The sequence below is a fragment of the Streptomyces sp. NPDC027672 genome (assembly GCF_055566335.1).
In genome coordinates this window covers 305,258-327,041 of record NZ_JBVHSO010000008.1, presented here as the reverse complement: position 1 = coordinate 327,041, position 21,784 = coordinate 305,258, and the positions used below count along the sequence as shown (strand labels likewise).

Genomic DNA, 21,784 nt, shown 5'->3' with positions numbered 1-21,784 from the left:
CGGCCGGCACACCCCGGGCGGCGGACCGGCCCACCCCGCCGCCCGGGACACCGGGGACCCGCACGACCACGGCCCGTGCCGGTCCGCTGCGTCGTGTGCCGTGGGTCAGGTGATGCGGCCCGCCGCCAGTACCAGGCGGGCCAGTTCGGGGTGGACGATGTCGCAGTGCGCGCCGGCCGGCGCGCCGCCGCGCCGGACCACGGCCGCCGCGTCCACGTTGACACAGCCCGACGCCGGCAGCCGGCCGCCGAGCGCCGCCGCCAGGTCCAGGCGGGCGGTGCCCGGCACCGCCTGCACCCCGTCGTGCCCGAGGGCGCCCCAGCGCGGGCCCAGCACGGCCGCGATCTCGCCGCCCGCGCAGGCGCGGTCGTCGCCGGCGAGCCGCGCGGCCAGCGGATAGAACGTGCCGAGGGCCGCGTCGTACCGCGAGTGGCAGCACACCACCGGCCCGTCGACGCGCCGCTGGAGGTCCCGGAGCGCGCCCGACCGGTCCGGCGCGTGCGGCAGCCGGGCCGCGAACGCGTAGTGCGAGAAGGCGCCTTGCAGCAGGGTCACCGAGGCCACCACGCGCACGTCCGCGGGCAGCGCGCGCAGCGCGAATGCCACCAGCCGGCCGCCGAAGCTGTGCCCGACCAGATGCACCCGCACGCCGGGCGCCGCGCCCGCCAGCCGCCCGAGCAGCGGCCCCAGGCCCCGCTCGCCGACCGTCCCGGCCCGCCGCTTCATCCGGTAGTACGCCGCCTGCCGCAGCAACTCCTTCGCGCCGTCCCACGGGTTGGGGAGGGCGAACGGGGCGCCGGGCGGGCCGAGCGCGGCCAGCGCCCCGGCGAGCTGGTCGCAGGCGGCGACCGGATCCCCGCCGAACAGGACCGGTTCACCGTCCTCGTCGGTGTCGGCCACCGCCTGCCGTCCGTCCGCGTCCGGCAGCATCCGCACCAGCCGCCCGAACTCGGCGAGCCCCGCGCTGCCGGCCGGCCGTTCGTCCAGCAGCCGGGCCAGCCGGTCCAGTACGGCCGCCTGGCCCGGGAAGGTCTCCAGCAGCGCGCGCCGGGTCTCCTCGTCCAGCGCCGGGCGCGGCCCGGCCTGGGCCGCCACGGCCGCCACGGCCGCCGGGAAGTCCGGGATCGGCTCGTCGCTGAACCGCATCGACGGCCAGAGCACGCCGACGTACCCGAGCCGGGCCCTCGGCGCCAGCTTCGGCAGCGGCGCGAAGAATCGCCGGTACAGCGCGGTGGCGCCCGAGCGGTCGCTGTTCCAGCCGTGCGAGAAGACGATCAGGTCGCGGACGCCGTGATCGGCGACCTGGGCCAGCAGCCGGTCGCGTTCCGCGCCGTCCACGTCCCCGTCCGCGTCGAAGGTCAGCTCCCAGTAGGGAGTCACGCTCATCCCAGGATCCGCCACGCCGGGCTCCCTCGCCGTCCCGCACCAGGTCCCCCCCGCGCGTCATCGTCCTGCCGGAAAGCGGAGTTGGCCAGCTCCCGCGGGCTACTTGTAGAGGAGATACTCCTTCCGCACCCGCCGGAACGCGGCCAGCTCCTCCTGCCAGGCGCCCGTCACCTCGTCGGTGTCCGCTCCCGCGTCGATCATCGTGCGCACCCGGGCGGAACCGGTCAGCTTGTCGATCCAGCCGTCGGACCGCCAGGCGAAGCCGTCCCACACCTTCCGGGCCGTCACCAGCAGCGCGATCCCGGTGCGCACCGGGTCGTAGGCGGCCCGGTCGGTCACGTGGATCTGCACCCCGCCGACGGTCCTGCCCTGGAACTTGGAGAACGTCGGCGTGAAGTACGCCTCCCGGAACCGGACGCCCGGCAGCTCCAGGCCGTTCACGGCGGCGGCCCAGCGCCCGTCCAGGCCCTCGGCGCCCAGGAGTTCGAACGGCCGGGTCGTGCCGCGTCCCTCGGAGAGGTTGGTTCCCTCGAACAGACAGGTGCCGGAGTACACCAGCGCCGTGTCCGGCGTCGGCATGTTGGGGCTCGGCGGCACCCAGGGCAGGCCCCAGGCGTCGTAGAACGCGCCGCGTCGCCAGCCCGACATGCGGACGGTCTCCAAGGACACCGGCGTGGTCAGGAACTCGCCGTTGAACAGCAGCGCCAGCTCCGCGACGGTCATCCCGTGCGCCTGCGCGATCGGCTGCCGGCCGACGAACGTGGCGAACTCCCGGTGCAGCACCGGCCCCCGGGCGTCGCGTCCGGTCACCGGGTTCGGGCGGTCCAGGACGACGAACCGCTTCCCGGCGAGCGCGGCCGCCTCCATGCAGTCGTACAGCGTCCAGATGTACGTGTAGAAGCGGGCGCCCACGTCCTGGATGTCGAAGACGACCGTGTCCACGCCGGAGGCGGTGAAGACGTCGGCGAGCGCCCGGCCGCTCTTGAGGTACGTGTCGTACACCGGCAGCCCGGTCGCCGGGTCGTCGTAGCGGCCCTCGGAGCCGCCCGCCTGCGCGGTGCCCCGGAAGCCGTGTTCGGGGCCGAAGACCGCCGTCAGCCCGGCCCGCGGGTCCGCGTGCATCACGTCGACGATGTGCGCGGTGTCGCGGGTGACGCCGGTCGGGTTGGTGACGACACCCGTCCTGCGGCCGGCCAGGACCGCGTAGCCGTCGGCCGCCAGCCGCTCGAAGCCGGTGCGCAGCCGCGCCGGGCGCGGGGCGCGCGCCGGCAGGGCCGTCGTCGTCGCCGAGGCGAGCAGAGTACGTCGGGACAGGTGCATGGGTTCCTCCCGGTCCGTGGGCGGCTGCCGGCGCGCGCCTCCCTCTGAGGGTGTGGCAGTCGCCCTTTCCTTTACACATACCGACTGGTTAGTCTGGCGTGGCTCGAGTCGCGCGTGTCGAAGGAGACCGATGGTGGAAGCCCTGCGGGATGCGGGAGTGATCGTCACGGGAGCGGGCGGAGGAATCGGGGCCGCGCTGGCCCGCCGGTTCGCCGCCGCGGGCGCCCGGGTCGTGGTGAACGACCTCGATGCCGGGAAGGCGGAGGCGGTGGCCGCGGAGATCGGCGCGACCGCCGTGCCCGGCGACGCCTCCGCGATCGTCGCCGACGCCCGCGACGCGCTCGGCGGCACGGTGGACGTCTACTGCGCCAACGCGGGCGTCGCCTTCGAGGACGGCGACCTCGGCGCGGCCCTGGACGAGCGCACCTGGGCGACCTCCTGGGACGTCAACCTGATGGCCCACGTCCGCGCCGCCCACACCCTGCTGCCCGACTGGCTGGAGCGGGGCGGCGGGCGGTTCGTCGCCACCGTCTCCGCCGCCGGACTGCTGACGATGGTCGGGGCGCCCTCCTACAGCGTGACCAAGCACGGCGCCTACGCCTTCGCCGAGTGGCTGTCCCTCACCTATCGCCACCGGGGCGTCAAGGTCCACGCCATCTGTCCGCAGGGCGTCCGCACCGACATGCTCGCCGCCACCGGCAGCGCGGGCCACCTGGTGCTCCAGGCCGACGCGGTCACCCCGGAGGCCGTGGTCGACGCGCTCTTCGAGGGCATCGCGCAGGACCGCTTCCTGATCCTGCCGCACCCCGAAGTCGCCGGTTTCTACCAGGGGCGGGCCGCTGAGCCCGAACGCTGGCTCGCCGGCATGAACCGCATCCAGCAGAAGTGGGAGGCCGCCCGGTGACCGCCTCCCCGTACGCCGCCCGCCCCTGGCTCGCGCTCCTCCACAGCGCCCAGCGCGCCCCCGTCGACCCGGCCGACTCCCTGGTGCACGCCCTCCGCGACGCCGTCGCCGCGGCCCCCGACCGGACCTTCCTGACCTACTTCGACGCCCGGCTGAGCTACCGCGAGACGGACGAGCTGAGCGACGCCGTCGCCGCCCACCTCGTCGCGCGCGGCCTGGAGCGCGGCGACCGGGTGGCCGTCCTGCTCCAGAACTCGCCGCACTTCGCGCTGGCCGTCCTCGGCGCCTGGAAGGCGGGCGCGACCGTCGTCCCGGTCAACCCCATGTACAAGTCGGGCGAGGTCGCGCACGTCCTGCGCGACGCCGAGGCGGTCGCGCTGGTCTGCGCCGACCGGGCCTGGGAGACCTATCTGCGGCAGACGGCCGCCGGCTCGCCGGTGCGGATCGTGCTCACCGCCTGCGAGCGCGACCTCCAGACCCGCGACGACCCGCGTGTGCTGGCCTTCGAACGGCTCCCGGCGGCCCCGGACGCCGACGACCTGCTGGCCGTCGCCCGGCAGGGCGGCCGGGCCCCCGCGGACCGCCTGCCGCGCCCCGGCGACACCGCGCTGATCAGCTACACCTCGGGCACCAGCGGCACCCCCAAGGGCGCCACCAACACCCACGCCAACATCATGTACAACGCCGAGCGGCAGGCCACCGGACTCGGCCTGCCCGAGGCGCCCGTCTACCACGCGCTCGCGCCCCTGTTCCACATCACCGGCATGGTGTGCCAGTTCGGCGCCTGCCTGGCCGGCGCGGGCACCCTGGTGCTCACCTACCGCTTCGAACCCGGCGTCGTCCTGGACGCCTTCACCGAGCACCGCCCGCACTACACCGTCGGCCCCGCCACCGCCTACATGGCGCTCGCCGCCCACCCGGACGTCACCCGGGAGCACTTCGCCTCCTTCGCCTACATGTCGTCGGGCGGCGCCCCGGTGCCGCCCGCCCTGGTGGAGCGGTTCCGGGAGCGCTTCGGGCCGTACCTCCGCGTCGGCTACGGCCTCACCGAGTGCACCGCCCCCTGCGCCTCCGTGCCGCCGCACCTGGAGGCGCCGGTGGACCCGGTCTCCGGCACCCTGTCCGTGGGCCTGCCCGGCGCCGACACGGTCGTGCGCATCCTGGACGAGCAGGGCGCCGAGGTGCCCCTCGGGGAGCAGGGCGAGATCGCCGTACGCGGCCCGCAGGTCGTGCCCGGCTACTGGCGGCGCCCCGACGCCACCGCCGAGACCTTCCCGGACGGCGAGCTGCTGACCGGCGACATCGGGTTCATGGACCGGCAGGGCTGGCTCTACGTCGTGGACCGCAAGAAGGACATGATCAACGCCTCCGGCTTCAAGGTGTGGCCGCGCGAGGTCGAGGACGTGCTCTACACCCACCCGGCGGTGCGGGAGGCGGCCGTCGTCGGGGTGCCCGACGGGTACCGTGGCGAGACCGTCAAGGCCTACATCAGCCTCCGGCCGGGCGCCGGGACGGCCCCCGGGGAACTCGCGGCGTACTGCAAGGAGAGACTGGCCGCCTACAAGTATCCGCGTCAGGTGGAGATCCTGCCCGAGCTGCCCAAGACGGCGAGTGGCAAGATCCTCCGTCGGGAACTGCGTTCCCGCACCGACCAGGACTAGCAGCAGAACGGAAAGGCGGGTGGCGGAAGTGCCCAGGACGACGGACGGAGACGGGACGCCCGTCCCGCAGCGGCTGCTGGCCGCCGCCACCCGGCTCTTCGCCGAGCAGGGCTACGACCGCACCTCCGTGCAGGAGATCGTGGAGGCGGCCGGCGTCACCAAGGGAGCGCTGTACCACTACTTCGGCTCCAAGGACGACCTGCTGCACGAGGTGTACGCCCGGGTGCTGCGCCTCCAGCAGGAGCGGCTGGACACCTTCGCGCACGCCGACGAGCCGGTGGAGAAGCGGCTCAGGGACGCGGCGGCCGACGTGGTCGTCACGACGATCGAGAACCTCGACGACGCGATGATCTTCTTCCGCTCCATGCACCACCTCGGCCCGGAGAAGAACAAGCAGGTACGCGCCGAGCGCCGGCGCTACCACGAGCAGTTCCGCGCGCTGGTCGAGGAGGGCCAGAAGGAGGGCGTCTTCTCCACGGCGACCCCGGCCGACCTGGTGGTGGACTACCACTTCGGCTCCGTCCACCATCTGTCGACGTGGTACCGGCCCGACGGCCCGCTCACCCCGCAGCAGGTCGCCGACCACCTCGCCGACCTGCTGCTGCGCGCCCTGCGACCCTGAGCGACGGGCCCGCGCGCCCGACGGGTCCGAGGTGAGAGGCCGGGGTCGGCGTCTAGTCGATGATCTCCTTGAAGAACAGGACCGCGGAGGCGCCGCTCGCGGCCCCCGCGCTCACCGCGACCGGCCACGCGTTGCCGGCCAGTGCCGCCAGGACCGCGGCCCCGGCGCCGGCCAGCGCGGCCAGCAGGAACACGATGGCGGCGCGCTGGGTCAGGAGCGGCCCGTCCCCGCCGGGCCGCCCGGGATCGGCCCGGGACACCGTGCCACCCCTCACCGGGCCCGGCCGGCCGGGGCACCCGCCGGCGCCGGGAGCGGCTCGCCCACGCCGTCCCGGTCCGTCAGCAGCCACGGGTCCTGGGCGGCCCGGACGAGCGTGAACTCCACCCGGCCGGCCGCGTCCGTCCGCACCCCGTGCACGGCGGGCTCGGGCAGGCTGTTGTAGTGGAACGGCGTGGAGAAGTAGTACGCGCCGGTGTCCGGGACCACCACGAGGTCGCCCGGCGCGAGCGGCGGCAGCGCGCGGTCGCGGGCCAGCAGGTCGCCGGCGAAGCAGGCCGGGCCGGCGATGTCCTGCCGGACGGTCCGGCCCTCCTTGGCCGTGCCGTGCGGGCCGTACGCCTCGATCCGCAGCGGCCAGGCGTCCGGGCTGAACACGGTCCGGGTGGCGACCTGCGCACCGGCGTGGGTCACGGCGATCGGCCTGCCCCCGGCGCTCTTGGTGTACTCGACGTAGGCGGCCATGAAGCCGTTCTTGGCGAGCACCGAGCGGCCGAACTCGGTCACCACCCGGTACCGGCCCGCGAACAGCTCCGGGGCGTGGGCCCGCAACTGCCCGACGTAGTCGGCGAACGTCGGAGTCACCTCGTCGTCGGCGAAGTTGACGGGCAGTCCGCCGCCGATGTCGATGCCCTCGACCCGGCCCTCGCCGAACGCCGCCGTCACCTGGCCGGCGAACTCCACCGCCTGCGCCACCCCGCGGGCCATGAGGTCGAGCGGGCAGCCCTGCGACCCGGTGTGCGTGTGCACCCAGGTCAGCCACGGGTAGGCGGCGAACGCCCGCAGCAGCCGCTCCCGGTTGCCGGGGTCCGCCAGCGGCACACCGAACTTCGAGGTGTTCGTGGCGGTGCTCATCGCGGCGATGGAGCCGCCGCCGACCTGGCAGTTGAGCCGTACGCCGATCCGTGACGCGGAGGGGCGCACGGCCAGCAGCGCGGCGATCCGCTCCAGTTCCTGGAAGCTGTCCGCGTTGACGGTCACGCCCAGGGACAGCGCCCGCTCCAGCTCGGCGCGGGTCTTGGCCGGGGAGTCGAAGACGATCCGGCCGGCCGGGAAACCGGCCGCCAGCGCCCGGGCCAGCTCGCCCGCCGTGGCGACCTCGCAGCCCATGCCCCGGCGCTCCAGCTCCCGCAGCACGGGTCCGAGGCAGTTGGCCTTCGCGGCGAACGTGTGGGTGACGCCGGGCAGTTCGGGGGCGCCGGGAAAGGCGTCGTGCAGCGCCCGGACCGTGGCGGCGACGCCGTCGAAGTCCACGAAGGCGGCCAGCGGGGACTGTTCCGGGTCCAGCAGGCCCTGCCGCACGGCTTCCTTCAGAATGTGCTCGCGGCGGGCGGCGGCGTGGGGCACAGCGGTCATGGTGCACCTTCCGGTGGGTCGGGGCGGCGGCCCGGGACCGATTCCCGGGGCGCGTTCCCAGACTGCGCGCCGCGCCGGCGGGCCGTCTTCGTCGGTTCGGCAGAGACACCCGCCCCGCGGCGGGGCCCGGACCGGGTATCCGCGGGGTCCGGGGCCACGCCTTCGGCCGCGGCGACGAAGCCGGGGCCCCGCGTTGGTGCGGACGCACGAACGGCGACCGGGTACGCCCGGTGCAGACCCCGTGCCCTGGCGTCCGGCTCACGCCCTGTGTCCGGCTTACACCCCGTGCCTCGGCACGCGGCTCACGCCCTGTGCCCGGCTCACGCCCCGTGCCCCGGCGCTCGGCCCACGCGCCGGGCCTCGGCTCGCGCTCCGTGCCCCGGCTCGCGTCCCGGGCCTCGGCTCACGCCCCGCTGCCCGGTTCCCGTGCCGGTTCCTCCGGAGCGAGGCGCAGTTGCAGGTGGGCCAGCAGCCGGGAGTCCGGGCTGTCGAGGTCCAGGTCCGAGACCGCGGTGATCCGGCCCAGCCGGTACCGCAGGCTGTTGGGGTGCAGCGAGAGGCTGCGCGCGGCGGCCGGCACATCGCCGAAGTGGTCCAGATAGGCCCGCAGCGACTCCACGAGCCGGCTGCCGGAGTGCGCGGCGTCGAACGCGGCCAGCCGCGCCACCGAGGTCCCCGGCGGCAGCTCCACGTTCCGCAGCGCCTCCAGCACCTGGAGCACGCCGATCGTGTCGGCCACGTCCTCGACCCGCGCGACCGTGCGCGCGCCGCCGGTCCGGACGAGGGCCTTCAGCGCCTGCTCGGCGCTGCGGCGCGACCGCGCGGCCGCCGCCAGCGCCGGGACCACCTCGCCCAGCCCGGCCCGTACCGGTGTGCCGGTGGCCGCCGACAGCCGGACGGTCAGCGAGGTGCCGAGCGCCGTGACCTGCTCGCGGGCCCGGTCGGGGTCCCGCTCCAGCGCGCTGACCAGCAGCAGGGCCCGGCCGCCCGCCGGCACCACCACGATCCGGTGAGCGAGGGCCGCGCAGTGCAGGGCGAGCAGGGCGTACAGCCGGGACGGGTCGCCGGACGCGTCCGGCCCGGGGCCGCCGGTGCCCACCGCCAGGACGGCGCACGGCTCGCGCGCCGGCAGCGCGGCCCGTTCGGCCAGCACCTCGGCGGAGCCGCGCTCCTCCAGCAGGGCGCGCGCCGCGTCCTCCACCAGCCGGCTGTCCGCGCCGCGCGTGCGGTGGTGCAGCAGGTGCGGTGCGGCGGCCCGGGAGGCCGCGCGCAGGGCCTCCGCCGCGTTCGGCGCCAGCGGGCGGCCCGCGACCGCGGCCACCCAGACCGACCCGAGCACCTCACCGCCCGCGCGGACGGCGCACACCAGGCGCTCGGGATCCTCGCCCTGGGCGCGCCGGTGCAGCACGTCGTCCGTCATCCACAGGGCGCGGAAGAACCCGGCGTCGCGCATGGCGGCCACCCGCCAGGCGGGCACCCGCCGGCCGAGGATGGTCAGCCGGCGCATCTCGTCCACGTTCTCCTCGGTGGAGGAGTACGCCAGCACCCGCGACTCGGTGTCCTCGATGGTGACCGAGCCGCCGACCAGGGCGGCCACCGCGTCGGCCAGCCCGTCGAGGTCGCCCAGGACCAGGCCCCGGGCCTCGGGTAACGGCGGCAGGCCCGCCGCGGCGAGCCCGGCCCGCAGCACCGCGACCAGTTCCTCCCACCGGTACCAGGTGCGGAAGAGCACTGCCGTACCGGCCTCCCGGGCGGCGGCCCGCAGCGCGCCGGCGGCACCCTCGGGGCGGTCCGGGCCGAAGACCACACCGGCGGCCCCGGCGGCCCCGGCCCGGCGCACCACGTCCACCGCCTGCGCCGACCCGGCCGCGACCCCGACCGCGAGCACCAGCTCCCGCGGCCGGATCTCCGGGGCCAGCACGTCCAGCACGGTGACGCCGCCGACGGCCACGGCCAGACCGCCGGGCGCCGTGTCCGGTTCCAGGGCGCCCGGGCCCACCACCGACAGCAGCCGCTCCAGGCTCACCCCGGACCCGGACGCCGTGTTCCACTCCGCGTGGTCCCGCAGCTCGGACACGCTTCCCCCTCGCCCCCCGGCGGCCGCCCCCCGGCCGCTTCCGGCAGGGGTACGACACCACACACCGGGCGTGCGCTCAATGGGTTCCGCGGACACGTACCCGGGCGGCCGGACGCCCGGGTACGGAGGAGTCACCGGTCCGGGTGCCAAGGCCCCACGGGGACAGGTGCCATGAGGTCACCGGAACCGGTGTGATGACGTCACATGTACTTCTTCAGCTCCCGGCGGGCCAGCGACCGCTGGTGCACCTCGTCCGGGCCGTCGGCCAGCATCAGCGTGCGGGCGCTCGCGTACAGCTCGGCCAGCGGGAAGTCCTGGCTGACCCCGCCCGCGCCGTGCAACTGGATCGCGCGGTCCAGGATGCCGACCACCGCGCGCGGAGTGGCGATCTTGATGGCCTGGATCTCCGTGTGGGCGCCCTTGTTGCCGACGGTGTCCATCAGCCAGGCCGTCTTCAGCACCAGCAGCCGCAACTGCTCGACGGTGACCCGGGCGTCGGCGATCCAGTTCTGGACGACGCCCTGCCGGGCCAGCTCCTTGCCGAACGCCGTACGGGACACCGCCCGCCGGCACATCAGCTCGATCGCGCGCTCGGCCATGCCGATCAGCCGCATGCAGTGGTGGATGCGGCCGGGACCGAGCCGGGCCTGGGCGATGGCGAAGCCGCCGCCCTCCTCGCCGACGAGGTGGGTCACCGGCACGCGCGCGTGGTCGAAGACGACCTCGGCGTGGCCGCCGTGCGCGTGGTCCTCGTACCCGAAGACCTGCATCGCCCGCGTGACCGTGACGCCCGGGGTGTCCCGCGGGACCAGCACCATGGACTGCTGGCGGCGGATGTCGGCGCCGTCCGGGTCCGTCTTGCCCATCACGATGAAGATCTCGCAGTCCGGGTTCATCGCGCCGGAGATGTACCACTTGCGGCCGGTGACGACGTACTCGTCGCCGTCCCGCTCGATGCGCGTGGTGATGTTCGTGGCGTCCGAGGAGGCCACCTCGGGCTCGGTCATCGCGAACGCCGAGCGGATCTCGCCGGCCAGCAGCGGTTCCAGCCAGCGCTTCTTCTGCTCCTCGGTGCCGAACTGGGCCAGCACCTCCATGTTCCCGGTGTCGGGCGCCGCGCAGTTGGTCGCGGTGGGCGCGAGGTGCGGGGAGCGGCCGGTGATCTCGGCGAGCGGCGCGTACTGGAGGTTGGTCAGCCCGGCGCCGTAGGCGGTGTCCGGCAGGAAGAGGTTCCACAGGCCCCGGCGGCGTGCCTCGGCCTTCAGCTCCCCGACCACGGCCGGGGTGTCCCAGGGCGAGGCGAGCGCGGCCCGCTGCTCCTCGGCGACCGTCTCGGCCGGGTAGACGTGCTCGTCCATGAAGGCGAGCAGCCGGGCGCGCAGTTCCTCCGTGCGCGCGTCGAACGCGAAGTCCATGTGCGGTCAGCCTTCCTGGAGAGTGGTCAGTCCGTGGCGGATGAAGACGGGGACGAGGTCGCCGATGCGGTCGAAGCCGCGGCCGACGGTCTGGCCGAGCGTGTAGCGGTAGTGGATGCCCTCCAGGATCACGGCCAGCTTGAACCAGGCGAACGCCGTGTACCAGGAGACGGCCGACACGTCCCGCCCCGAGCGCGCGGCGTACCGTTCGATCAGCTCGCGCGGGTCGGGGTGCCCCGGCGCCTCGGCGGTGGTGGAGACGGGCGAGTCGGGCATGCCGAGCGGCCGGCTGTACATGACCAGCAGGCCGAGGTCGGTCAGCGGGTCGCCGAGCGTGGACATCTCCCAGTCGAGGATGGCCGTGATCCGGTCGTCGTCGCCGATCAGGACGTTGTCCAGGCGGTAGTCGCCGTGGACGACGGCCGGGGCCGGCGAGGCGGGCAGGGCCCGGCCGAGCGCCGCGTGCAGCTCGTCGATGCCCGGCAGGTCGCGGTTGCGGGAGGCGTCCAGCTGCTTGCCCCAGCGGCGCAACTGCCGGTCCAGGAAGCCGTCCGGCCGGCCGAAGCCGGCGAGCCCCACCTCGGCGGGGTCCACGGCGTGCAGCTCGACCAGCGTGTCCACCAGCGCCAGCACCGCGTTGCGGGTGCGCTCCGGACCGAGCGGGGCGATCTGCCCGGCGGTGCGGTACGGGGTGCCCTCGACGAACTCCATCACGTAGAACGGCGCCCCGAGCACCTCCTCGTCCTCGCACAGGAGCACCGGGCGCGGGACCGGCACCCGGGTCGGGTGCAGGGCGCTGATGACCCGGTGCTCGCGCTTCATGTCGTGCGCGGTGGCCAGCACATGGCCGAGCGGCGGGCGGCGGACGACCCACTTCGAGGTGCCGTCGGAGAGCGCGTAGGTGAGGTTCGACCGCCCGCCCTCGATCAGCCGTCCGGTGAGGGGGCCGTTCACCAGACCGGGGCGCTCGCGGTCGAGCAGGACGCGCAGCCGGTCCAGGTCGAGCCCGGGCGGGTGGTCGGCGCTCATACATCACTCCTAGGGGCGGGTGGACACATCCCGACTCATGATGCCGACCGGTCGGTATGCCGTCCAGTGCGAAGAGCGAAGATCCCCCCGGACGTGACCGGCACCACGCCCGCCGCCGACCCGGGCCGCCCGCCGGCGCCACTTCGCGCCGCCACGCTGGGCACGCCGCCGCCGGCACCGTCACACCGCCCACGCGGGCGGCCCGCGCCGCCCGCGCTGCCGCGCGTGCCGTCCGTACGCGCCGCTCCGGGCCCACCGTCCCCGCCCGCTCGACTCCGTGCCGCCGCGCCGTGCGGGTCGCCCGCTCCACGCCGCCGCCCGCGCCGTCGCACCAGCCGTGCGGGCCGCGCGCTCCTCGCCGGCGTGCCGCCACCCGCTACGCGCCGCCCGCGCCGTCCGTGCGCGCCGTGCCCGCTGTCCCTCCCTTACCGCGCCACCGCGCCACCGCGCCGTGGCCGCCGCCCTCGACCGCTCCGCGCCGCCGCCCTCGACCGCTCCGCCGCGCCGCCGCTCCGCCGCGCCGTGCGGCCGTCCGCGCGTGCCGCCCGCTCCGGGGCCGCCGCCCCCGACCGCTGGACTCCGCGCCGCCGTCCGCGCGCTCCGCGCCGCTGCCCGTGCGAGCCGCCCGCTCCGCGCCGTCGACCGTCGCGCCGTCGCACCGCCGCGCCGTGCGTGCGCGCCGCGCCGTACCCGCCGTCCCCGACCGCTCGACTCCGTGCCGCCGCTCCACGCCCGCCGTCCTCGACCGCTCCACTCCCTGCCGCCGAGCCGCCCGCTCCGCGCCGCACGTGCGCGCCGCTCCCGGCCCGCCCTCCCCGATCGCTCCACTCCGTGCTGCCGCACCGCTCGCGCCGCGCCGGGCCACCGCTCCGCGCGCTCCACTCCGCGCGCGCCGCCCAGATCCGCCGTCCCGGCACGCCCCGCCGCCCCCTCCGCCGTCCGCGCGCCACCCGGACCCGCCGCCCCGACCCGAAACACCCCACCCGGCACCCGGCCGCCCGCCCCACCCGAAACGCCCGGCCCGTCACGCCCCACCGGAAACGCCCGGCCCGCAACACCCCACCAGGAACACCCGGTCCGCAACACCCCACCCGAAACCCCGGCGCGTCGCGAAAGTAGTTCACCGGGTCGCGTCGCGGGACCCCGTGCATCCGGTCGGGGGTCCGCGGTGGCCATGGGGTGCGTCTCCACGGGTACCGGGTGGTGACGGAAGACAGGCCGTCGGGCCGGCCCCGCACGCCGGGGCGGCCCGGTCGCGCGGCGTACGAGTACCCCGGAGGTCGAGGACGTGAAGGGCATCAGCTACCGCTGCTACGGCGGACCCGAGGTGCTGGAGTACGGCGAACTGCGCGACCCCAAGGTGGGCCCGGACCAGGTGCTGGTCCAGGTGCGCGCGACGGCCGTCAACCCGGTCGACTGGAAGTGCCGCGAGGGCTACCTCGACCCCGTCCTGGACGCCGTCTTCCCGGTGGTCCCCGGCTGGGACGTCAGCGGGGTGGTCGTCCGGCCCGGCGCCGCGGTCACCGAGTTCTCCGCCGGCGACGAGGTCATCGGCTACGTCCGCGAGGACTTCCTCTCCCGGGGCACCTGCGCCGAGTACGTCGCCGCGCCCGTGCGCACGCTGGCCCGCAAGCCGCGCAACCTGTCCTTCGAGGAGGCCGCCGGACTCCCGCTGGCCGGACTCACCGCCTACCAGGTGCTGGTCAAGGCCCTGGAGGTCCAGCGGGGCGAGACCGTCCTGGTGCACGCGGCGGCCGGCGGGGTCGGCTCGCTCGCCGTCCAGCTCGCCACCCACCTCGGCGCCCGGGTCATCGGCACGGCCGGCGAGTCCCACCACGACTACATCCGGGCCCTGGGCGGCGAGCCGGTGGCCTACGGCGACGGTCTGACCGGACGGGTGCGCGGGCTCGCCCCCGAGGGCGTGGACGCGGTCTTCGACACCGTCGGCGGCGACACGCTGAAGGTCTCCGCCGGTCTCCTCGCCCCCCGGGGCCGGCTGGCGTCGATCGCCGACCCGGAGGTGCTGGAGCACGGCGGCCGGTACGCCTTCGTCCGCCCGGACGCCGAGGACCTCGCGCACCTGGCGGACCTGGCGGAGCGGGGCGTCGTCTCCGTCCACGTCCAGCGGACGTTCCCGCTGGAGCGCACCGCGGACGCGCACCGGCTGAACCAGGAGGGCCACACCCGCGGCAAGATCGTGATCACCGTCGGCGAGGAGACCTCCTAGCCGGTCACCAGCACCGCCGCGCACACCGCCAGCGCCACCGCGTACAGCACCGCGGCCGTCGCCTGGCGGGGCGCGAGCGCGGGCGGCCGGGGCGACGCGGCCAGGGCGCGGACGCGGTGGTGGGCCACCCGCAGGAAGCCCAGCCACAGCGCGCACGTCACCGCGCACGCCAGCACCCCGGCGGCCGTCGGCCCGCCGCGCAGCGCCGTCCGCACCGCCAGCACGGCGGCCACGGCGGCCGACAGCGTCGTACGCCGCCAGGCCAGCCGGGTGCGCTCCGGCTGGAGCCCCGGGTCCCGGCGCGCCGACCCGGGCGTCACCCCTCCCACCCGACCAGCACCACCACGATCATCGCGACCGCCACCACCGCCACCACCAGACTCAGCACCGCCGGGAACCGGGACGCGGGCAGGTCCTCGCCGCGCCGCATCGCCCGCTCGCAGCGCACCCAGTGGTTCACCGCGCGCAGGGAGCACAGCACACCGGCGGCGAGCAGCGCGAGCGCGAGCCCGGCCCGCCACGCCCAGCGCAGGTCGGGCAGGAACTGGTCCACCGCGAAGCCGCCGCCGATCAGCGCCAGCGCGGTGCGCAGCCAGGCGAGGAAGGTGCGTTCGTTCGCCAGGGAGAACCGGTAGTCGGGCGTGCGGCCCTCCTGCCGCACCCGTTCCGGCGCGAACCACAACCGGAGGTTCCGTACGAATGCGCTCACCGGGCCGACCCTACCCGGCGGTCACCGGCCCGCCCGGAACGCCCGCAGCCGCTCGTACGCCGCCAGCCCGTCCGGCACCCACTGCCACGCGCCGAGCCGCCCCGCGACCTCCTCCTCGGGCAGGAAGGCGTGCCACTCGACCTCCTCCGGCTGCGGGCGCACGGGCAGGTCGCAGCGCACCTCGTACACCGCCGACCACCAGCTGTGCCCGGCGCCGTCGTCGTACAGGAACGTGAACAGGTGGTCCGGCCGGGGCAGCCCGGTGACGCCCAGTTCCTCCTCGGCCTCCCGCAGCGCCGCCTCGTCGTAGGACTCGCCCGCGCCGACGACCCCGCCGACGAACATGTCGTACCGGGAGGGGAAGACCAGCTTGGTCGCCGTGCGCCGGTGGACGAACAGCCGGCCGGCCGCGTCCCGGGCCTGGACGAACACACAGCGGTGGCGCAGTCCGCGCGCGTACGCCTCGCCGCGCGGGCACCGGTCGACGACCCGGTCGTGCTCGTCGACGATGTCGATGATCTCGTCAGCAGGGTTCATGACCGGTATCCAAGCAGGGCGCGCGCGGCTACCGGCGCTGGAGGTTGCGGACCGGCCGCCCCACCTCCTGCGGGCCGCACGGCATCGCCGGATGCAGCCCGAGCAGCACGATGCCGCCCACCACGGCAGCGAGCCCGGCCGCCTCCCAGGCCAGCTCCCCGGCGCCGGTGCGCAGCCGGTCGCCGAGGAAGCCCACCCCGCACAGGATCCCGGCGAGCGGTTCGGCCGCGGTGAGCGCGGGCAGCGACATGCGCAGCGGGGCCGTCTCGAACGCGCTCTGCACCAGCACCAGACCGGTGACGCCGCAGGCCACCACGCCGTACGGCTGCCAGCCGGTGAGCAGTCCGGAGAAGCCGCCGGCGGCGAACAGGGTGCCGCTGACCCGGGTCAGCGCGTCCTGCACGCCGTACAGCAGCCCGGCCGCCAGGGCCAGCAGCACCGGGCCCCAGCTCAGCCGGGAGCGTTTGGCGCACGCCGTGAGGACCAGGGCCGCGCCCACCACCAGGCCGATGATCAGCCAGTGCCGCAGCGGGTCGGCGACGGCCGTGCCGCCGCGCGGCTCGCCCGCCATGATGAACGCGCTGACCCCGCCCGCGAGCGCCAGCAGACCGGCCCAGCCCTGCCGGCCCAGCGGCTGTCCGGTCTGGTACCGGGAGAGGGCGAGGGCGAACAGCAGGTTGGTCGCGAGCAGGGGTTCCACCAGCGAGATCTCGCCCTTGCCGAGGGCGACCGCGCCCAGCACCATCCCGGCCACCATCAGCCCGAGGCCGCCGAGCCAGCGTGGCATCCGCATCAGGTCGAGCAGCAGCCGGAAGGAGAGGAAGTCGCCGAGCGGCGCCTTCTGCGCCGCGTTCTGCTGGAGGACGAAGCCGAGGCCGAGACAGCAGGCCGCGCTCACGCCGAGAAGGAGAACCAGAACGGACACGCTGTGTACCTCGATCATCCGGCCGGACCACCCACGTGCAGGGGGCCGACTGTAGCGCCACAGGGACGGCAATTTCCCCGGAAGTACCCGGAACCGGGCGGTTGACTCGCCATGGTCCGCGACCGGCGGGCGGGGCGCCATGGCGTACGCCACAGAAAGCCGGGGCGTCCGGCCCGGTACGGCATGGCATACGCCACAGGAAATTCCCCGGATGTCACCCGAACGTCATCCGGCCCACCTGCGCCGGAAGGCGCATGGCCCGCTGGTGGCGCGGTAGTTGAAGGCAGTACCTGCGATGTCCCGCTTGACGTGATCCTTGGCTGGGGGTTTGCTGTGCGTGATCGGTCGATGGCAGCCCGAGAAACAGGAAGCTCCGCGGTGCCCCCTTCCCCGCCTCTGCTCGGCGTTCGCCGGGCCGCAACGGACCCGTCCGGCGAGACCGCCCACGACGACTCCGGTGCCTTCGACGCCACCCTCGGCGACATCCCGCTGCGCGCCGCCCGCGCCGCCCTGGCCCAGGGCCGCCGCCAGGCCGCCCGTGCCCTGCTGGCGCGCACCGGCGACGACTGGGACCGCCGCGGCCACCGGCTGACCGTGCTCGCCCGGGACCCGTACGCCGCGGCCTGGGCGAGCGACTGGCTGGCCGCCGAGCCCGGCTCCGCGGACGCCGCCACGCTCTTCGCGCTGGCCCTGGTCCACCGGGCGCTGCGCGGCAAGGAGGAGGCCGGTCCGGCCCGCGCCGCCTGCGCCACGGCCGCGGCGCTGGCCCCGGCCGACCCCACGCCCTGGCTCGGCCTGCTCCTGCTGGCCCGTGCCTTCGGCCCGCGGAGCGTGCTGTTCGACACCTTCGCCGAGCTGCGCCGCCGCCATCCCGAGCACCACCAGGGCCACCACGTGCTGATCGCGTGCCTCGCCGAACGGCCCGGGGGCGGCCGGGCCGAGTGCCACGAGGCGTACGACGTCGCCGAGCTGGCCGCCGCCCGGGCGCCCGCCGACTCGCCGCTGGCCGTCCTGCCGGTGGTCGCGTACGCCGAGCGGTACCGGGTCCTGGCCGCGGCCGGCCTGGCCCCCGCCGACCCGGCCGCCTCCCGGCACTGGTCCGGCCCCCGGGCCCGGCGCCTGCTGCGCGCCTCCTTCGACTGGTGGCTGGAGTGGGAGCACGACGAACACCCGCGCCGCCTCGTCGACCTCAACCACCTGGCGTTCGCCCTGTCCTGCGCCGGCCGCCCGGCCGAGGCCGCGGCCCTCTTCCAGCGCATCGGCGACCACGCCACCCCGGCGCCCTGGTCCTACGCCCACCGCGACCCCCGCGCCGCCTTCCGCGCGGCACGCGCCCGCGCGCTCGGACCGTCCGGCCCCCGGGACACGGCGGGGAGCGACGCGCGGCCGGGAGCGGCGCCTGACCGGACGTGACGCTGGGCCGGACGTGAGGCGTGGCCGGGGCTGACGCTGGGCCGGACGTGAGGCGTGGCCGGACGTGACGCTCGGCCGGGGGTGACGCACGGCCGGAACGGACGCGTGGCCGGGGCTGACGCGCGGCGGTCGTAACGCGCGGCCGGAACTGACACTCGGCCGGTCCTAACGCGTGGCCGGGGCTGAGGAACGGCCGGTCGTAAACGTGTGGCCGGAACTGACACGCGGCCGGAGCTGACACTCGCCCGCAACTGGTGACGGAAGTCTGACGCCTGCCCCGAGCACCTGGCCCCGCGCGGTCCCGAGTGCTCGAATGGCTGTGTGAACCCTGAACGATCCCGGGAACCGGACCCCGAACGGGACGGCCGGCCCCTAGGCCGCCGGGTCTTCCTCGGCACCCTCGGCCTGGGCGCCCTCGGCGTGGTCGCGGCGCCCGCGCTCCAGCGCGGCCTGGAAGGCTTCCTCGGCGGCGTCGCCGGCCAGGACCCCACCGGCCTGACCGGTCTGCTGCCCAACGGCGGCGGCTTCCGCTACTACTCCGTCGCCGCCTCCGTCCCGCACCGGACCGCCGCCGACTACCGCCTCGCCGTCGACGGCCTGGTCCGCCACCCGCGCCGCTACACCCTCGCCGAGCTGCGCGCCCTGCCCCAGACCCGGCTGGTCAGGGACGTCCAGTGCGTCACCGGCTGGCGGGTGCCGGGCACGTCCTTCGAAGGCGTACGCCTGTCCCGCCTGCTGGACGCGGCGGGCGTAAGCCCCTCGGCCAAGGCCGTCCGCTTCACCTGCTTCGACGGCACCTACTCCGAGAGCCTCACCCTGGACCAGGCCCGCCGCCCGGACGTCCTGGTCGCGCTGCGCATGCGGGACGAGGACATCGGCCACGACCACGGCGGCCCGGCCCGCCTCTACGTCGCCCCGATGTACTTCTACAAGTCGGCGAAGTGGCTCTCCGGCATCACGGTCACCGACCGGGTGCGGCCGGGCTACTGGGAGGAGCTCGGCTACGACGTCGACGCCTGGGTCGGCCGCTCGAACGGACGCGGCGATGCGCCCACCGGCTGACGGCCCACCCGCGCCCGGCGCCCGCGTCCGGCGCTTCACCCGCGCCGGACGCCTGGTGCACCGCGGCACGGCCGCGCTGATGGGCGTGTGCGTGGTGAGCGCCGCCGTCCTGTACGTCCCGCAGCTCGCGGTCCTGGCGGGCCGGCGCGAGCTGGTGGTCCGGGTCCACGAGTGGGCGGGACTCCTGCTGCCGGTGCCGCTCCTGCTGGGCCTGGCCTCCCGCGCCGTCCGCGGCGACCTGCGCCTGCTCGACCGCTTCGGCCCGCACGACCGGGTCTGGCTGCGCGCCGCCCTGCGCCGCGACCGCCGCCCCGGCTCCCGGCCCGCCGGCAAGTTCAACGCCGGCCAGAAGGTGTACGCCGCCTGGATCGCCGGCGCCACCCTGGTCATGCTCGGCACGGGCCTGATGATGTGGTTCACCCACCTCACCCCGCTGCGCTGGCGCACCTCGGCCACCTTCGTGCACGACTGGCTCGCGCTGACGGCCGGTGTGGTCCTGGCGGGCCACATCGGCATGGCGCTCGGGGACCCGGAGGCGCGCAGGGGGCTGCGGACGGGCACGGTGAGCGAGGAGTGGGCCCGCCGGGAACACCCGCTGTGGCGCCCCTGACGGACCCGCCCGCCCCCCGGGGCCTCGACGACCCGGGTGACCAGGACGAAGGGGCCCGTGCGGGGAGCGGGCGGGGCGGCCGTCGCAGCGCCGCCGGAGGACATGAGTGCCCCCGGAGGACTCCGTAGCGCCGCTAGATGAGGAGGGACAGCAGCAGGACCAGGCCGCCCGCCACCACCGAGATGATCGTCTCCATCAGCGACCAGGTCTTGACGGTCTGCCCGACGCTCAGCCCGAAGTACTCCTTCACCAGCCAGAAACCGGCGTCGTTGACATGGCTGAAGAAGAGCGAGCCCGCGCCGATGGCCAGGACCAGCAGGGCCGTGTGCGTGGTCGACATGTCGGCCGCCAGCGGGGCGACCAGGCCGGCCGCCGAGACCGTGGCCACCGTCGCCGAGCCGGTCGCCAGCCGGATCGCCACCGCGATCAGCCAGGCCAGCAGCAGCGCCGGGATCGACCAGTCCTTGGAGACGTCCAGGATCATCTGGCCCACACCGGAGTCGATCAGCGTCTGCTTGAAGCCGCCGCCCGCGCCGACGATCAGCAGGATGCCGGCGATGGGCATCAGGCCCTTCTCGACGGTCTGCTGGAGCCGGTCCCGGGTGAACCCGGCGGCCCGGCCCAGCGTGAAGAAACCGACGATCACGGCGGCGAGCAGGGCGATCAGCGGGGAGCCGGCGACGTCGAAGACGCGCTGGGTCCGGTCCGCGGGATCGTCGACGACGATGTCCACCAGCGCCTTGGCCAGCATCAGCACCACCGGCAGCAGCATGGTGGCGAGCGTCGCGCCGAAGCCCGGACGGCGTTCGAGCTGCTCGGAGGCGCGCTGCGGCAGCATCCGGTCGGGCGCCGGCACGTCCACCCAGCGGGCCGCGACCTTGGAGAACAGCGGGCCGGCGATGATCACCGTCGGGATGGCGACCAGGATGCCCAGCGCCAGGGTCACGCCCAGGTTGGCCTTGACCGCGTCGATGGCGACCAGCGGGCCGGGGTGCGGCGGGATCAGGCCGTGCATCACGGACAGACCGGCCAGCGCCGGGATGCCGATGCGCATCAGGGAGTAGTTGCCGCGCTTGGCGACCATCAGCACGACCGGGATCAGCAGCACGATGCCGACCTCGAAGAACAGCGGCAGGCCGATCACGGAGGCGATCAGCACCATCGCCCACGGCATGGCCCGCCCGCCGGCCTTGGCGAGGATCGTGTCGACGATCTGGTCGGCACCGCCGGAGTCGGCGAGCAGCTTGCCCAGGACCGCCCCGAGCGCGATCAGGACGCCGACGCCCGCCACCGTGCTGCCGAGCCCGGTGGTGAAGCTGGTGATGGCCTTGTCGAGCGGCGCCCCGGCGACCGCCCCGAGCGCCAGCGACCCGATGGTCAGCGCCAGGAAGGCATGGAGCTTGAACTTGGTGATGAGCAGGACGATGACGGCGATGCCCACCAGGACGGCGATGCCCAGCTGGGTGTGTCCGGCGGAGGTGATCGGCGGAGGGGCGTCCGCTGCCAGCATCTCGACGCTGAGTCTGGTCACGGGGGTTCCTTGCGGTTACGGGGGATTCTGTCGGGGAGCCGGCGTCGGCTGCCCGTGGTCGGGGAGCCGGGGGCCCGCCCGTGGTGCCGGGAGCTAGCGGGAGCTGCCCGTGGTGCGGGGAAGCGCCGCGAGGGCCTGTACGGCGCGCTCGGTGATCTCCTGCGGGCTGCCGCCGACGTCCACGCCGACTCCGGCCTCGTCCGGCTCCAGCGGCTGGAGCGTGGCGAACTGGGAGTCCAGCAGCGCGGTCGGCATGAAGTGCCCCTGCCGCTGCGTCATCCGCTCCTCGATCAACTGCCGGTCGCCCGTGAGGTGCAGGAACACGATCCCGGGCGCCACGCCGCGGAGCCGGTCGCGGTACGACCGCTTCAGCGCCGAGCTGCTGACCACCCCGCCCAGCCCGGCCCGGCCGTGCGCCCAGTGCCCGATGGCGTCCAGCCACGGCCACCGGTCGGCGTCCTCGAGCGGGATCCCGGCCGACATCTTGTCGATGTTGGCCTGCGGGTGGAAGTCGTCGCCCTCGGCGTACGGGACGCCAAGCCGCGCGGCGAGCAGGGGACCGATCGTGGTCTTGCCCGTCCCCGCGACGCCCATTACGACGACGACCTGGGGGGTTCGCATGACTGCCTCGCTGTCTTCCTCGACATCCGACGCCACTGCGGCGTCGCCACACTGAAACCCATTAGGTAGGACGAATTCAAGAGAGTGTGATGTATAAGTCTGA

Annotated in this window: 20 protein-coding genes; 7 read left to right on the top strand and 13 right to left on the bottom strand. The window is 75.2% G+C overall.

From position 1 onward, the window contains the following. Positions 1–105: 105 nt before the first annotated feature. The gene (locus ACZ4SV_RS21450) at positions 106–1,401 is read right to left on the bottom strand and encodes a serine-threonine protein kinase (RefSeq protein ID WP_468006011.1); all 1,296 of its coding nucleotides are present in this window, start codon (positions 1,399–1,401) and stop codon (positions 106–108) included. Between the two features lie 84 nt (positions 1,402–1,485). After that, positions 1,486–2,706, bottom strand: a complete 1,221-nt coding sequence (locus ACZ4SV_RS21445) for an exo-beta-N-acetylmuramidase NamZ family protein (RefSeq protein WP_468006010.1) — start codon at positions 2,704–2,706, stop codon at positions 1,486–1,488. Positions 2,707–2,836: 130 nt separating this feature from the next. On the opposite strand from ACZ4SV_RS21445, the gene ACZ4SV_RS21440 reads away from it, so the two are divergent. Genes ACZ4SV_RS21440 through ACZ4SV_RS21430 form a run of 3 tightly spaced genes read left to right on the top strand, consistent with a single transcriptional unit; the run spans position 2,837 to position 5,893 of the window. Further along, entirely contained in the window at positions 2,837–3,610 is a 774-nt protein-coding gene (locus tag ACZ4SV_RS21440) for an SDR family oxidoreductase (protein ID WP_468006009.1), read from the top strand. Then, entirely contained in the window at positions 3,607–5,271 is a 1,665-nt protein-coding gene (locus ACZ4SV_RS21435; protein ID WP_468006008.1) for a class I adenylate-forming enzyme family protein, read from the top strand. Before ACZ4SV_RS21440 ends, ACZ4SV_RS21435 begins: the two co-directional genes overlap by 4 nt. A gap of 28 nt (positions 5,272–5,299) precedes the next feature. Continuing rightward, a complete protein-coding gene (locus tag ACZ4SV_RS21430; RefSeq protein ID WP_365876598.1) occupies positions 5,300–5,893 on the top strand; it encodes a TetR/AcrR family transcriptional regulator in 594 nt (197 codons plus the stop codon). A 52-nt stretch (positions 5,894–5,945) separates the two neighbouring features. Here ACZ4SV_RS21430 and ACZ4SV_RS21425 read toward each other — a convergent pair whose 3' ends face one another. From ACZ4SV_RS21425 to ACZ4SV_RS21405, 5 genes are all read right to left on the bottom strand, one after another. Continuing rightward, the gene (locus tag ACZ4SV_RS21425; RefSeq protein ID WP_468006007.1) at positions 5,946–6,152 is read right to left on the bottom strand and encodes a hypothetical protein; all 207 of its coding nucleotides are present in this window, start codon (positions 6,150–6,152) and stop codon (positions 5,946–5,948) included. An 11-nt stretch (positions 6,153–6,163) separates the two neighbouring features. Further along, the gene (locus tag ACZ4SV_RS21420) at positions 6,164–7,525 is read right to left on the bottom strand and encodes a type III PLP-dependent enzyme domain-containing protein (RefSeq protein WP_468006006.1); all 1,362 of its coding nucleotides are present in this window, start codon (positions 7,523–7,525) and stop codon (positions 6,164–6,166) included. A 403-nt stretch (positions 7,526–7,928) separates the two neighbouring features. Further along, on the bottom strand, positions 7,929–9,602 hold the full coding sequence (locus tag ACZ4SV_RS21415) for a PucR family transcriptional regulator (RefSeq protein WP_468006005.1): 1,674 nt from the start codon (positions 9,600–9,602) through the stop codon (positions 7,929–7,931). A gap of 200 nt (positions 9,603–9,802) precedes the next feature. Further along, positions 9,803–11,017, bottom strand: a complete 1,215-nt coding sequence (locus ACZ4SV_RS21410; protein WP_468006004.1) for an acyl-CoA dehydrogenase family protein — start codon at positions 11,015–11,017, stop codon at positions 9,803–9,805. A 6-nt stretch (positions 11,018–11,023) separates the two neighbouring features. After that, positions 11,024–12,046: a phosphotransferase family protein gene (locus ACZ4SV_RS21405; RefSeq protein WP_365876608.1), complete on the bottom strand. Its 1,023-nt coding sequence runs from the start codon at positions 12,044–12,046 to the stop codon at positions 11,024–11,026. Positions 12,047–13,334: 1,288 nt separating this feature from the next. On the opposite strand from ACZ4SV_RS21405, the gene ACZ4SV_RS21400 reads away from it, so the two are divergent. After that, positions 13,335–14,273, top strand: coding sequence for an NADP-dependent oxidoreductase (locus ACZ4SV_RS21400; protein ID WP_468006003.1), 939 nt, complete (start codon positions 13,335–13,337; stop codon positions 14,271–14,273). On the opposite strand, the gene ACZ4SV_RS21395 is transcribed toward ACZ4SV_RS21400, so the two are convergent. The 4 genes from ACZ4SV_RS21395 to ACZ4SV_RS21380 are packed head-to-tail and all read right to left on the bottom strand — an operon-like array spanning position 14,270 to position 16,444. Further along, positions 14,270–14,602, bottom strand: a complete 333-nt coding sequence (locus ACZ4SV_RS21395; RefSeq protein ID WP_468006002.1) for a DUF202 domain-containing protein — start codon at positions 14,600–14,602, stop codon at positions 14,270–14,272. The two genes, ACZ4SV_RS21400 and ACZ4SV_RS21395, sit on opposite strands and share 4 nt — an antisense overlap. After that, the gene (locus ACZ4SV_RS21390) at positions 14,590–14,982 is read right to left on the bottom strand and encodes a YidH family protein (RefSeq protein ID WP_397937073.1); all 393 of its coding nucleotides are present in this window, start codon (positions 14,980–14,982) and stop codon (positions 14,590–14,592) included. The genes ACZ4SV_RS21395 and ACZ4SV_RS21390 overlap by 13 nt, the downstream gene beginning before the upstream one ends. A gap of 21 nt (positions 14,983–15,003) precedes the next feature. After that, a complete protein-coding gene (locus tag ACZ4SV_RS21385) occupies positions 15,004–15,519 on the bottom strand; it encodes an NUDIX hydrolase (RefSeq protein ID WP_468006001.1) in 516 nt (171 codons plus the stop codon). 28 nt (positions 15,520–15,547) lie between these two features. Beyond that, positions 15,548–16,444, bottom strand: a complete 897-nt coding sequence (locus ACZ4SV_RS21380) for a DMT family transporter (protein WP_468006000.1) — start codon at positions 16,442–16,444, stop codon at positions 15,548–15,550. A 378-nt stretch (positions 16,445–16,822) separates the two neighbouring features. Here ACZ4SV_RS21380 and ACZ4SV_RS21375 point away from each other — a divergent pair, with 378 nt between their 5' ends. From ACZ4SV_RS21375 to ACZ4SV_RS21365, 3 genes are all read left to right on the top strand, one after another. Next, positions 16,823–17,857, top strand: coding sequence for a hypothetical protein (locus tag ACZ4SV_RS21375; RefSeq protein ID WP_468005999.1), 1,035 nt, complete (start codon positions 16,823–16,825; stop codon positions 17,855–17,857). 321 nt (positions 17,858–18,178) lie between these two features. Continuing rightward, complete coding sequence (locus ACZ4SV_RS21370) at positions 18,179–18,919, top strand: molybdopterin-dependent oxidoreductase (RefSeq protein WP_468005998.1); 741 nt, start codon at positions 18,179–18,181, stop codon at positions 18,917–18,919. Continuing rightward, on the top strand, positions 18,903–19,529 hold the full coding sequence (locus ACZ4SV_RS21365) for a cytochrome b/b6 domain-containing protein (protein WP_468005997.1): 627 nt from the start codon (positions 18,903–18,905) through the stop codon (positions 19,527–19,529). Before ACZ4SV_RS21370 ends, ACZ4SV_RS21365 begins: the two co-directional genes overlap by 17 nt. Positions 19,530–19,662: 133 nt before the next feature. Here ACZ4SV_RS21365 and ACZ4SV_RS21360 read toward each other — a convergent pair whose 3' ends face one another. Further along, positions 19,663–21,060 (bottom strand): GntP family permease, encoded by a 1,398-nt coding sequence (locus ACZ4SV_RS21360; RefSeq protein ID WP_468005996.1) that lies wholly within the window; start codon positions 21,058–21,060, stop codon positions 19,663–19,665. Positions 21,061–21,153: 93 nt separating this feature from the next. Further along, positions 21,154–21,681, bottom strand: coding sequence for a gluconokinase (locus ACZ4SV_RS21355; protein ID WP_365878635.1), 528 nt, complete (start codon positions 21,679–21,681; stop codon positions 21,154–21,156). Between the last annotated feature and the right edge of the window lie 103 nt (positions 21,682–21,784).

Bases quoted from the DNA above. Each gene is read 5' to 3' on its own strand.
- ACZ4SV_RS21405 (WP_365876608.1), bottom strand. From the start codon at position 12,046: ATGAGCGCCGACCACCCGCCCGGGCTCGACCTGGACCGGCTGCGCGTC.
- ACZ4SV_RS21385 (WP_468006001.1), bottom strand. From the start codon at position 15,519: ATGAACCCTGCTGACGAGATCATCGACATCGTCGACGAGCACGACCGG.
- ACZ4SV_RS21355 (WP_365878635.1), bottom strand. From the start codon at position 21,681: ATGCGAACCCCCCAGGTCGTCGTCGTAATGGGCGTCGCGGGGACGGGC.
- ACZ4SV_RS21420 (WP_468006006.1), bottom strand. From the start codon at position 7,525: ATGACCGCTGTGCCCCACGCCGCCGCCCGCCGCGAGCACATTCTGAAG.
- ACZ4SV_RS21410 (WP_468006004.1), bottom strand. From the start codon at position 11,017: ATGGACTTCGCGTTCGACGCGCGCACGGAGGAACTGCGCGCCCGGCTG.
- ACZ4SV_RS21440 (WP_468006009.1), top strand. From the start codon at position 2,837: ATGGTGGAAGCCCTGCGGGATGCGGGAGTGATCGTCACGGGAGCGGGC.
- ACZ4SV_RS21365 (WP_468005997.1), top strand. From the start codon at position 18,903: ATGCGCCCACCGGCTGACGGCCCACCCGCGCCCGGCGCCCGCGTCCGG.
- ACZ4SV_RS21445 (WP_468006010.1), bottom strand. From the start codon at position 2,706: ATGCACCTGTCCCGACGTACTCTGCTCGCCTCGGCGACGACGACGGCC.